The following is an 11,703-nucleotide window of genomic DNA, read 5'->3' on the forward strand; positions in this document are numbered from 1 at the left end:
GCTAAACCTTAGATACAAAAGCTTTCCATAAGCTTATCCCTCTACGTAATGTTGAAAAATGGAAAAGTAAGTAGACAGAGGCGAGCAGCAAAGCTCCTAGCTTTAGCTTAAGCTTGCATGACCATTCTGTTGAAAACCATTTTTCTTGATAAAGGGGACTTATTGTGACACTCGGTGTGTTGACCACCTTGACGTAGCGAGATACCGTTCCAAACAGCAAGCCCTTAACTGACCATAGCATTCCGCACGTGAGTGCAGCTGACATCGCTTCACCTGTACCTGCTCGACTATGCCAGCTCCAATCTGACAATTCAATTTTTCGCAGCAACGCAAGAAACCATGATTTAAAATCTTTAAAGATATCGATCGCTTCATTCATACTACGATATTTAGTTATTGCCTTTTTCACATCAAGCTCTGCATCTGTTTCTTGCCCGCTTTGTCCCTTCACCTCAAAACCGATTCCTTTTGCATTTAATCTAAGCTTAGGTAGCTTAAAGGTGTAAGACACAATGCCTGACAGCGCTGAAACCTTAATCTTTGCGTCATCATTCTCTTTTTGTCTGCGAGCATATAGCTCTAACGTTATTGTAGTAAAGCAAGCTGCAACAATACATATAACCAAAAAAAGACTGATCCATAGCGGCCAGTAGCTTGCAATGATAGGAAGCATATCCTCCCTCCCAACTGTAAACATGACCATAGTATGAACCAGTCTTCTAAATTATATGAATAAGTAATTAGTCCTTCACTTCGTCCAGCGTCATCTGACGACCTTCAAACCGCTCAAATAATAGCTGCGATTGCTCCTCGAAATCTTCGTCCTCAAGTGATACATCCTTCGGCTCCGGCAGCTCTTTTAATGACGCAAGGCCAAAGCTATCAAGGAATGCCTTTGTCGTTCCATATAGTATAGGGCGACCAATCGCATCGGCGCGACCAACTTCCTCGATCAAGTCCTTAACAACTAACGTATGGATCGCACGCTCACATTTAACGCCGCGTATCTCTTCAATCTCCACACGTGTAATGGGCTGCTTGTAGGCAACGATCGACAATGTCTCCAGTGCCGCCTGTGATAGCTGCGCCCTTGTCGGGGTATACGCCATTCTTTCGAAATATTCGGCATGCTCCGGGTGGGTAGTTAACCGAAAAGCACCTGCCAAGATTCCGATTTGCACTCCTCGTTCTTCCCGCTCCAAATCACGCTGTAAATCAAGCACAAGCTCCTCAGCATAATCCGCATCGATAGACATTATATCAGCCAGCTGTCGCTTCGTTAAGCCCTCGTCTCCGGCCATAAATAATAGTCCCTCAATAATCGATTTCAATTTCTGAAATTCCATCTACAGCCCCTTCTCCTCTCCACTGGATCACAATATCATCGAAGAGTCCGTGCTGATAGCAACGGATATGCTTCATCTTCATTAATTCAAGGATAGATAAGAAAGTAACAACAATCTCCGGCTTGCTCATATGATCTCGTATAAGCTTGGAAAATCGAACCGTTTCAAATTGCTTCAATACGTCAACAATATCGCGAATACGATCCTTCACGGATATTTCATCCCGCTGTACCGTTGCAATAATATCTCTACGATTGGCTCTTCTTAGCGCCTTTTGGAATGCTCGAACGAGCTCTGAAACCTGTAAGCCTTCAAGCGGGTTCACAGAGGTTTCCTTCATATATTCGGACAAATCATCCGGCTCTCGCGAGAACACAAGACTGCGTGCATATTCCTTTTCCTTGAGATCCTCTGCAATTTGCTTGAACTTTCGATACTCGATTAGCTTTTGAATGAGCTCCTCTCGTAGATCAGGCCCATCATCTATCCACTCATCAAACTCATTATCAAAAACAGGAGGAGGCTTTGGTAGCAGCTGCTGGCTTTTAATGCTCAACAAAGTGGCCGCCATTACCAAAAATTCACTTGTTATGTCTAGCTCCAATTCCTTCATGGCATGCAAATATTCCATATATTGTGTAGTAATCTCACTAATGGATATTTCATGGATATCGATCTCAGCACGATCGATCAGATGGAGCAATAGATCAAGCGGACCTTCGAAAGAATCCAGCTTATAAAGTACGGACACACCACAACCTCCTGTTACGATTATTGCTTATTATGCTTGTAATGCTTTTGTTAGGTTAGCCATTTCAATAGCAGAGACAGCCGCTTCGTAGCCTTTGTTGCCAGCCTTTGTGCCTGCACGCTCAATCGCCTGCTCAATGGAATCAACAGTAATTACACCGAAAATAGATGGCACGCCTGTTTTTAGCGCAACCGCTGATACACCCTTCGCTGCTTCATTACACACAAAGTCAAAATGCGGTGTTGAACCACGAATAACTGCGCCTAACGTAATCACTGCATCATACTTTCCACTTTCCGCCATTTTTTGTGCGATTAAAGGAATTTCGAAGGCTCCAGGTACCCAAGCTACTTCAACATCTCCTTCTGCTGCACCGTGACGCTTAAATGCATCAAGCGCACCAGATAATAGCTTGCTGGATATAAATTCATTAAAACGGCCTACCACTACACCATATTTTAAACCTTCAGAAATAAGATTGCCTTCATAAAATTTTGTCATCTCATATTCCCCTCTCTTATTTTAAGCATGTTTGTCGAAAATTGCATTACTTTTATTTTCAAACTAAAATTTAAGCATATGTCCTAGCTTCTCTTGCTTCGTATGCAGATACTTTTCGTTATCCTTATTGTGCTGCAGTTGAATCGGTACGCGCTCCACAATCTCTAGACCATAACCCTCTAAGCCTTTAATTTTACGTGGATTATTCGTTAGCAGACGAATTTGTCGAACACCAAGATCTTTAATAATTTGTGCACCAATACCATATTCGCGCAAATCAGCCGGGAATCCGAGCTTAATATTCGCCTCCACGGTATCATAGCCTTCCTCCTGAAGCACATAGGCTTTCAGCTTATTGATCAAGCCAATGCCTCGGCCTTCCTGTCTCATATACAAGACTACGCCAGTACCTTCCTCTTCAATACGTTTCAAGGCAGCTTCTAGCTGTGGCCCGCAATCGCATCGATGCGAATGGAACACATCTCCAGTTAAGCATTCGGAGTGTACACGCAGCAGCACTGGTTTCTCTGGATCGATCTCGCCTTTTACGATCGCTACATGCTCTTTGCCATCAACGACATTCGTATAAGCAACGATACGGAACTCACCGAAGTCAGTAGGCAGCTTACAGGATACTTCGCGTGTAACGAGCTGTTCCTTGCAGCTGCGATAAGCGATCAGATCTTTAATTGTAATAAGCTTCAAATTATGCTTCTTGCGAAACTCCATTAGATCATCCATACGAGCCATGGAGCCGTCCTCTTTAATAATCTCACAAATAACGCCCGCTGGTTTCGCTCCTGCGATGATAGCAAGATCGATTGCAGCTTCAGTATGACCAGCACGCTGCAGTACTCCACCTTTTTTAGCAATTAGTGGGAACACATGTCCAGGACGACGAAAATGCTGGGGCTGTGCATCATCTGCGATTAATGCCTTAACCGTTTCTGCCCGTTCATGCGCAGAAATGCCCGTTGTTGTTGACACATGATCGACGGATACTGTAAATGCTGTGCCGTGATAATCCGTATTATGGTTAACCATTAATGGGAGATCAAGCTCTAATGCACGCTCCTCAGTAATAGGCGCACATACAAGACCTCGACCTTCCTTAATCATGAAATTAATCGTCTCCGTTGTCGCATATTGAGCTAATGCAACTAAGTCGCCTTCGTTCTCACGATCCTCATCGTCGACTACGATGACAACCTTGCCTTGCTTAAGATCCTCAATCGCTTCCTCAATTTGATGAAACAAATATTGTTTGTTGTCACTCATGCTGCTTCCTCCTTCAGTATAATGCCTAATCATGCCTATTACATAAAGCCATGTTCCTGTAAAAATGATGTAGTAATGTTTGATTGTTTTGCGACATGACCTGATCTAAATGATAATAAGTGCTCAACATATTTACCAATAATATCGCACTCTATGTTAACGAGATCTCCCGATTTTCTATATTGCAGAGCAGTTTCAGCCAAAGTATGTGGAATAATCGAGACAGAAACTTTACTGTTTTCTACATTTACCACGGTTAGGCTTATTCCATCAATTGTGATCGAGCCCTTCGGTATTATATAGCGAAGCTGTTCTTTATCCTGCAGCTCAAGCTCATATACGACAGCATTTGCATCCTCATAAACCGATGAGATTATCGCTAAGCCATCCACATGTCCCTGTACAATATGTCCGCCAAACCTTGCTCCGAGCTGCATCGCGCGTTCTAAGTTCACGGTAGATCCAGTCTTAAGTGAAGACAATGAGCTTTTACGATAGGTTTCTGGCATAACGTCTGCAGAGAAGCTAGAATGGTTAAAGCTTGTTACCGTTAAGCACACACCGTTGACCGCAATACTATCTCCAAGCTTTACTTGCTCCAGCACCTTATTCGCGCGTAGCGTGAGCACCATCGCTTCCCCTTTGCTTGATACATGCTGTACATGTCCAACCTCTTCAATTAATCCAGTAAACATAGCGTTCTCCCCCTTCCAACCAAGCTTGCTACTCAATACTTCGTTTTGGGTAACCACTCACACGAATATCTTTTCCTATAAGCGCTACTTCTACCCCGTCAAGCGTATAAGCATCATGCATTAGCTCCACACCGCTCATATCAAATAAGGAAGGGGCTTGACTTCCTCCAACGATTTTCATGCCGTAATAAACGATGACTTTTTGAATGAGGTCTGCCTCCAGCATTGCACCGTTAAGCTTTCCTCCGCCCTCTAACAGTATCGAGCTGATCTCGTGCTCACCGAGCCATTGCATCGCCTGATCTAGATCAACACGATCACCGCTACCGCAACGAACAACGGTAACGCCTAGCTGCCTCAGCTCTTTCTCCTTCTCCTCAGAAGCAGCGTCTGTTGTTATGATGATTGTACGTGTCCCACTAAGCTCTATAACTTTTGCGGTAAGTGGTGTTCTTAGCTTAGCATCAACGATAATAGGAATCGGATGCTTCGCTTCAACCTCTAATCTTGTCGTGAGCGATGGATCATCCTTCAGCAGCGTATTGACACCAATCATAATAGCTTCATGCTGATGTCTAAGCGTATGTACCTCTGCTCTTGCTTCTGGTCCGCTTATCCATTGAGAGCTTCCGCTATAAGTAGCAAGCTTCCCATCAAGTGTAGAAGCTGACTTTAATGTCACATAAGGCCTTCTCGTCGTAATATAATGATTAAACTTTTCATTAAGCAGACGGGATCTTTCCTCCAGCACACCTACCGTTACTTCGACTCCCGCTGCTTTCAAGCGCTCAACACCGCTGCCAGCAACGATAGGGTTCGGGTCAAGTGCCGCAATTACTACTCGCTTGATACCGCTAGTAATTAGAAGCTCTGCACAGGGTGGAGTCTTGCCATAATGACTGCAAGGCTCTAACGTCACATAAGCAACTCCGCCCAAAGATCGCTCTCCTGCCATTCTGATCGCTTGCACCTCAGCATGACCTTCACCTCTGCGCAAGTGTGCACCCATCCCAACGATACTGCCTTCATTCGTAATCACACAGCCTACAACAGGATTAATTCCTGTTTGACCCATTGCTTTACTTGCCATTGAGATAGCTAAGTCCATGTAGTATTCATCATTGATGATGTCCAACAAACAAAAAACCCCCATAACAGCAACAGAGCCATTCGGGGGTAAATATGATATGAGAAAAAGTTTCGACACCAAAAAGAGCATATAGCTATACCGTAAAATTATACCTTGTGAATTTTAGCACAAAAGCATACGAAATAAGCTATACTTGATCGTCATATTAAAAAAAACATAACGAAATGCAGAAATGCCGAAAATTTCTCCTTCTCCCATCCAGACTTTACTGTCGGTTCTAGATTTGCACTAGATCAGCCGACATACAAATTGCATATGCCGGGTCACGGACTTACTGTGAAAGAAGGCAAATGCCTTCTCCACAGATCACCGCCGGTTGGGACTTTCACCCGACCCCGAAGGAGTTACTAATTATTTAATTGATATTACTTTACCATTATACTTCGTAAACTTCAACTGTTTCCATTTGAGAGCCATTAGACAAAGCGTCAACAAACTCCATGCCTTTAGCAACTTTACCAAAAACAGTATGCTGTCCATCTAGATGCGGCTGTGCTTGATAGCAAATATAGAATTGGCTACCACCTGTATTACGACCTGCATGAGCCATTGCTAGAGTACCACGCTCGTGCTTGTTAGGATTTATCTCACAATCGATTGTATATCCTGGACCACCAGTACCTCTACCCTCTGGGCAACCGCCTTGAGCTACAAAGCCAGGAATGACACGATGGAAAATCAAACCGTTATAGAAGCCGCTATTAGCAAGCTTTTCAAAGTTGGCAACCGTATTCGGTGCGTCTTGGTCGAATAGATCAAGAATCACTTCGCCGCCTGTAGCGAGTTTAATTTTTGCTTGTTTTGCCATGAATGACATCACCTTTCTAAGTTAAGATAACATAACGTTACCAATTTCCAGCTTATTTCGCAAGTGAAGATTTCTGAAGTCGCGCAGGAATGACGTCATTGCACACAATATTGTCAAGAGATTCACGTTGAACGACGAGATCCGCTTGACCATCCTTTACAAATACGACAGCTGGTCTGCGAATACGATTATAGTTGCTAGCCATCGCATAATTGTACGCACCCGTACAGAAAACAGCTAATAGATCTCCGCTTTTTGCTTCTGGCAGCTTCAAGTCCCAAATCAGCATATCGCCGCTTTCACAGCATTTTCCTGCTATTGAAACTTCCTCTGTTGCTTCTTCATTTGCTCGGTTCGCGAGAATTGCTTCATATTTTGATTGATAAAGCGCTGGACGAGGGTTGTCCGTCATACCACCGTCAACCGCTACATATTTGCGAACGTTTGGAATATTTTTGCTCGTACCCACTGTGTAAAGTGTTGTACCCGCATCGCCTACCATACTACGACCTGGCTCAACCCAAATTTCAGGCAATTCATAATTTGCCGCAGCAAAGTTTGTTTTAATGGCATCTGCGATGGCTTGGATGTATTCAGCAATTGGCAGTGGAGAATCTCCTTCTACATAGCGTATTCCAAAGCCGCCGCCAACATTGATAACTGAGAACAAGATGCCATGATCATCACGAATTTGTACAGCAAATTGAGTCACTTTCTCAACAGCCATACGGAAGCCTTCTACCTCAAAAATTTGAGATCCGATGTGAGAATGTACACCAAGCAGGTTGAGATTAGCAAGCTCATTAGCCTGAACAATCGCCTCACGAGCTGAACCATTACCCAAATCAAAACCAAATTTTGAATCTTCTTGACCTGTAGAAATATAATCATGCGTATGTGCCTCTACACCAGGTGTAATGCGAAGCAATACATTAACTACTTTATCCTTTTTCGCTGCCAGCTCATTAAGCATGTGAAGCTCGATAAAGTTATCGACAACAAAGCAGCCAATCTCTACATCAAGCGCCATGTTGATTTCTTCCTCGGTTTTATTGTTACCATGGAAATGAATTCGCTCTGCTGGGAAGCCTGCTTGTATTGCTGTATATAGCTCACCATCGGAAACGACATCCAACGATAGATTTTCTTGCTCGGCAAGCACACACATTGCTTTTACAGAAAAAGCTTTGCTTGCATAAGCCACTTGGAATTTTAAGCCTGACTCGCGAAAGGCTTGAACATATTCACGTGCACGTTGACGCACAAGTGCTTCGTCAACAACATATAGTGGTGTTCCGAATTGCTTCGCCAACTCGACAGCATCTACGCCGCCAATTTCTAAATGGCCATTATTGTTAATTTTACTTGTTCCGTGTAAATACATAGTTCCCCTCTGCTTTCCTCTATCATTGCAAGATAGACCCATTTATATCATATTCCCCAGTATAACCTATAACACTTGCCCGGTGAAATGGATATTTGCGCACTAAATTTGTATTATTTAGTTGGATTCACCGGAATCATCATTAGGCATACGATCAGATTGCTGTGGTCTCATAATATTTGGACGTGTTCGATTATACAACACTGGCTTGCGAATGAGAATATTCAAAGCAGCTTTTGCATCAAATGGGATGAATGGCCATAAGTATGGACGATTCACTGAACGCTCCATCGTAAGCAATATTGTGATTAGCGTGACCGGAATAATGAGTCCTGCTAAGCCGAACCAGGCGACAGTACATATGAGTACTAGTCTTACGAGTCGATTAGCAAGCCCAAGCTCATAGCTCGGTGTGGCGAACATCCCGACCGCTGCAATCGCAATATATAGGATGACCTCGTTAACGAATACACCGGTCTGTACTGCTATATCCCCGATTAATATTGCTGCAACTAAGGACATCGCTGTGGCTAATGAGCTCGGTGTATGCACAGAAGCCATCCGCATCAGGTCAATCCCTATCTCCGCCAATACAAATTGCAGAATAAGCGGTATTGCACCTGTCTCCTTTGGTCCAAGAAAGGCTAAAAACTCTGGCCTGTACTCTGGATATTGGACGAACAGCATCCATAGTGGCAAGAGCAGCAGCGATCCAATAATTCCGATAAATCGCACCCAGCGCAAGTATGTACCGACGAGTGGTGTTTGACGGTTTTCTTCCGCATGCTGCATTAGATCAAAGTACGTAGTAGGAAGCGTCATTACACTTGGAGACGTATCAACGAATATAGCGATCGCGCCCTCCATTAAATGAGATGCTACCGTATCTGGACGTTCAGAATATCGTACGAAAGGAAACGGATTCCAGCCACGCTTAATCGTCGCTTCCTCTAGCTGCTTATCGGCAAGCGGCAAACCGTCAATTTTTATCATTTCGATTTTACGCTTAACCTCCTGAAGCAGCTGCTTATCCACGATATCATCTATATAAGCGATACATACATCCGTTTTCGTACGCGCACCGACCCGAACCAGCTCGTAGCGAAGCTTAGGGTCCTTCAGGCGGCGGCGAACGAGAGATACATTGACCATCAGTGTCTCGATAAAACCGTCTCTAGAGCCTCGTACAACCTTCTCAAGAGAAGGCTCCTGTAGTCCGCGAGCAGGGAAATTACGTACCTCTATGGCAAGCGCAGTAGGCTCTCCATCGATATAAAGTACACATTCTCCTCCCATCGCAGCCGCAAGCGTTAGGTTCCAATCTTCTTCCTTGCGAACCTGGGCAGCAGGAATATAGTATGTGAAGAAGCTTTCCAGTACGTCAGGACCAACCTGTCTTGCTTCAAGATAGGTTAGTCGCTTGAGAACCTCTAGCATAATCGTGTCCTTGACTAGTCCAGTCATACATAACATAGCGATCCGTGTCTTGCCGATGGTCATCTCACGAACAGCTACGTCAAAGCTTTTTTTATAGCCAAGCTCTGTTTCCAAGCGCAGCAGGATCTCATCCATACTTGTTGGTATTGGCTCAAGCGGCGCAGTTTGAATTTGTTCCTTTTGATCGTCCTTCAGTCCATGCTCATTCTTCTCGTTCTGAGGACCAGGGGAAGGAGAAAGCCACACTCCATAATCGACAATATTGCGAAAGCCGCTATTGCTTTCCTCTTGTTCTTTTTTTAGCTCATCTTGCATTTGAAAAGGTTGAAATGACTGCTGTTGATGTTGTCCGTTACTTGTATTTGTGTTTTGATCTTGATCTCTCAATGTCTACACCTCACTAGATTACGAAATTACTTATGAAACAAAAGCCAGTCGACAAGTGAACCTGTTATTTTCCCAAGCACCATCGCCATCATTAATGCAACCATAGCCTGTGAAATTTTTAAGCGCTTCGCAATAATGGGAAGCACGTTCATCACTTCCGTTAGCGCAGCTGCAAGCATGCCAACAAACATCCCATTGAACAAACCGGTAATGATGTTACTAAGCACGAATGGCAGCTTTATCGTAATATCAAATTGATCTGCAACTATAAAATATAGTGCTCCACTTATTAATGCTGTTTCAAACCAATGCGACAAATGATAGGCATTCGACAGCTGAGCAAGCCTTGGAATAAGGTCAAATATAACAAGCAATGCAACAAAGCTTGTTCCGACAACAATACCGCCTGCCAATGCTATAAAAACCGTTGCAGCTAGTTGAGCAGCGTTAATCATAGCCTTCTTCTCCTAGCTTTTGCGCTTCTCGCTTACCACGATTGCGAATTTCTTCAGCAATGACATAGGTATTAACGTTTTCCTGATACATAAACATTTCGACCTCTAAAGGATTCGGTTCCTCATTAAACTTCTTTTTGAAAATATGATTAAAAAACAGAACCATCCCTGCTCCGACGCCGATTGAATAAGGAATTTGAAACCATAGTGGACGCTCCACCCGCTGGCCTGTAATGAGCTCGACGATTCGAATATGCGTCTCCTTCATATTGACATCCGAATGAAAGTTCATAAGTGCAAGCCCTGAGCCGCAAAACAGCAGCAGCCATGAAACAACGAGCACAACATAATGTGGCTTCCGTCCTCTCTCTGAAACCATAACGAGAATCTGAGGATCACCGTAAACATCAATTTGCAGGTCTGGCCATTTCTGTTTGAGCAGCGCGATAATTTGCAATAAATCAATGACGACACGATTACCATCCTGCTCCTTATGGCGGTATAGAATCATATCTTTCAGTTGCTGTTCAATGCTCTTGTCATCTGCTAATACATGCGCGGCATCCTTAAGCTTAACAATCTGCTTTTTGCTTATACTGATCCGTTTTTTCAGACGTAAATAGATAGAGGCAGACGAATTCGCCATATTAACCCCCCTCTCATGTCTATGTAACCTCTCGTTAGTATGAACAAATCAGCTATTTTTATCCTAAAGTCATCGACAATAAAAAAGATCAGATCACCTATAAGGCGATCTGATCTTTAATAAGCTTTAATATTTTCTTCTCTAAACGAGACACTTGAACCTGAGAGATGCCGAGCCTGCTGGCAACCTCGGATTGCGTCTTGTCTCTGTAATACCGCAAATAGACGATAGTCCGTTCACGCTCGCTCAAGCCTTCAATCGCTTCAGCCAGTGCCATTTTGTCAAACCAGTTTTCCTGTGACTCATCCGCGATCTGATCCATAAGTGTAATAGGATCGCCATCGTTTTCAAAGACGGTCTCATGAATAGAGGTAGGCGGCTTGTTAGCCTCCTGAGCGAAGATGACATCCTCAGGGGTAATGCCTAACCGCTCAGCTACCTCTGAAATCGTTGGGAGTCTGCCCATTGTTTTTGATAGCTCGTCCTTCATCTTACGAACCTTATTAGCCGTCTCCTTTAAGGAACGACTTACTTTAATCGTACCGTCGTCGCGAAGGAAGCGTTGGATTTCACCGATAATCATTGGGACAGCATACGTAGAAAACTTCACGTCATAGCTTAAGTCAAATTTATCGACAGATTTAAGTAGCCCAATACAGCCTATTTGAAATAAATCTTCCGGCTCATAGCCTCGATTCATAAAGCGTTGCACAACTGACCATACGAGCCTGATGTTGGAATTGACCAAACGATCTCGCGCGCTCATATCACCTGCCTGCGACAATGCAATTAATCGCTTTACTTCGACATCATCCAAAAACGGCTGGGCTGATTGCTTGATATCTACATTCATGAGGTTCAACCC

The 11,703-nt window shown here is 43.8% G+C and carries 13 protein-coding genes and 1 riboswitch; all 13 genes read right to left on the bottom strand.

Annotated features, from left to right (window positions below; translation table 11 throughout):
• Position 1 precedes the first annotated feature (1 nt).
• Positions 2-673 (bottom strand): DUF2953 domain-containing protein, encoded by a 672-nt coding sequence (locus M3180_RS07215; protein ID WP_251666632.1) that lies wholly within the window; start codon positions 671-673, stop codon positions 2-4.
• Positions 674-740: 67 nt separating this feature from the next.
• Positions 741-1,346: an SMC-Scp complex subunit ScpB gene (gene scpB, locus M3180_RS07220; RefSeq protein ID WP_251666633.1), complete on the bottom strand. Its 606-nt coding sequence runs from the start codon at positions 1,344-1,346 to the stop codon at positions 741-743.
• A complete protein-coding gene (locus M3180_RS07225; RefSeq protein WP_251666634.1) occupies positions 1,315-2,097 on the bottom strand; it encodes a segregation and condensation protein A in 783 nt (260 codons plus the stop codon). The genes scpB and M3180_RS07225 overlap by 32 nt, the downstream gene beginning before the upstream one ends.
• 30 nt (positions 2,098-2,127) lie before the next feature.
• Positions 2,128-2,598, bottom strand: coding sequence for a 6,7-dimethyl-8-ribityllumazine synthase (gene ribH / locus M3180_RS07230; protein ID WP_251666635.1), 471 nt, complete (start codon positions 2,596-2,598; stop codon positions 2,128-2,130).
• A 63-nt stretch (positions 2,599-2,661) separates the two neighbouring features.
• Positions 2,662-3,876 (bottom strand): bifunctional 3,4-dihydroxy-2-butanone-4-phosphate synthase/GTP cyclohydrolase II, encoded by a 1,215-nt coding sequence (locus M3180_RS07235; RefSeq protein ID WP_285855649.1) that lies wholly within the window; start codon positions 3,874-3,876, stop codon positions 2,662-2,664.
• Between the two features lie 38 nt (positions 3,877-3,914).
• On the bottom strand, positions 3,915-4,571 hold the full coding sequence (gene ribE / locus M3180_RS07240) for a riboflavin synthase (protein WP_251666636.1): 657 nt from the start codon (positions 4,569-4,571) through the stop codon (positions 3,915-3,917).
• A gap of 28 nt (positions 4,572-4,599) precedes the next feature.
• Positions 4,600-5,709, bottom strand: a complete 1,110-nt coding sequence (ribD, locus tag M3180_RS07245; RefSeq protein ID WP_340836269.1) for a bifunctional diaminohydroxyphosphoribosylaminopyrimidine deaminase/5-amino-6-(5-phosphoribosylamino)uracil reductase RibD — start codon at positions 5,707-5,709, stop codon at positions 4,600-4,602.
• Between the two features lie 194 nt (positions 5,710-5,903).
• Positions 5,904-6,068: riboswitch (FMN riboswitch) on the bottom strand.
• A 29-nt stretch (positions 6,069-6,097) separates the two neighbouring features.
• Complete coding sequence (locus tag M3180_RS07250) at positions 6,098-6,529, bottom strand: peptidylprolyl isomerase (protein WP_251666637.1); 432 nt, start codon at positions 6,527-6,529, stop codon at positions 6,098-6,100.
• Positions 6,530-6,581: 52 nt separating this feature from the next.
• Entirely contained in the window at positions 6,582-7,913 is a 1,332-nt protein-coding gene (gene lysA / locus M3180_RS07255) for a diaminopimelate decarboxylase (protein WP_251666638.1), read from the bottom strand.
• Positions 7,914-8,030: 117 nt separating this feature from the next.
• Positions 8,031-9,737, bottom strand: a complete 1,707-nt coding sequence (locus tag M3180_RS07260) for a spore germination protein (protein WP_340836267.1) — start codon at positions 9,735-9,737, stop codon at positions 8,031-8,033.
• A gap of 26 nt (positions 9,738-9,763) precedes the next feature.
• Positions 9,764-10,192 (bottom strand): stage V sporulation protein AB, encoded by a 429-nt coding sequence (locus M3180_RS07265; RefSeq protein ID WP_251666639.1) that lies wholly within the window; start codon positions 10,190-10,192, stop codon positions 9,764-9,766.
• A complete protein-coding gene (locus M3180_RS07270) occupies positions 10,185-10,838 on the bottom strand; it encodes a stage V sporulation protein AA (protein WP_251666640.1) in 654 nt (217 codons plus the stop codon). The genes M3180_RS07265 and M3180_RS07270 overlap by 8 nt, the downstream gene beginning before the upstream one ends.
• A 97-nt stretch (positions 10,839-10,935) precedes the next feature.
• On the bottom strand, positions 10,936-11,691 hold the full coding sequence (gene sigF, locus M3180_RS07275; RefSeq protein ID WP_251666641.1) for an RNA polymerase sporulation sigma factor SigF: 756 nt from the start codon (positions 11,689-11,691) through the stop codon (positions 10,936-10,938).
• Positions 11,692-11,703 lie beyond the last annotated feature (12 nt).

Source organism: Paenibacillus camelliae (assembly GCF_023715345.1).
GTDB classification, from domain to species: Bacteria; Bacillota; Bacilli; order Paenibacillales; family Paenibacillaceae; genus Pristimantibacillus; species Pristimantibacillus camelliae.

Coding starts and splice junctions, on each gene's coding strand:
- M3180_RS07215 (WP_251666632.1), bottom strand. CDS start 673: ATGCTTCCTATCATTGCAAGCTACTGGCCGCTATGGATCAGTCTTTTT.
- scpB (WP_251666633.1), bottom strand. CDS start 1,346: ATGGAATTTCAGAAATTGAAATCGATTATTGAGGGACTATTATTTATG.
- ribH (WP_251666635.1), bottom strand. CDS start 2,598: ATGACAAAATTTTATGAAGGCAATCTTATTTCTGAAGGTTTAAAATAT.
- M3180_RS07235 (WP_285855649.1), bottom strand. CDS start 3,876: ATGAGTGACAACAAACAATATTTGTTTCATCAAATTGAGGAAGCGATT.
- ribE (WP_251666636.1), bottom strand. CDS start 4,571: ATGTTTACTGGATTAATTGAAGAGGTTGGACATGTACAGCATGTATCA.
- M3180_RS07250 (WP_251666637.1), bottom strand. CDS start 6,529: ATGGCAAAACAAGCAAAAATTAAACTCGCTACAGGCGGCGAAGTGATT.
- lysA (WP_251666638.1), bottom strand. CDS start 7,913: ATGTATTTACACGGAACAAGTAAAATTAACAATAATGGCCATTTAGAA.
- M3180_RS07265 (WP_251666639.1), bottom strand. CDS start 10,192: ATGATTAACGCTGCTCAACTAGCTGCAACGGTTTTTATAGCATTGGCA.
- M3180_RS07270 (WP_251666640.1), bottom strand. CDS start 10,838: ATGGCGAATTCGTCTGCCTCTATCTATTTACGTCTGAAAAAACGGATC.
- sigF (WP_251666641.1), bottom strand. CDS start 11,691: ATGAATGTAGATATCAAGCAATCAGCCCAGCCGTTTTTGGATGATGTC.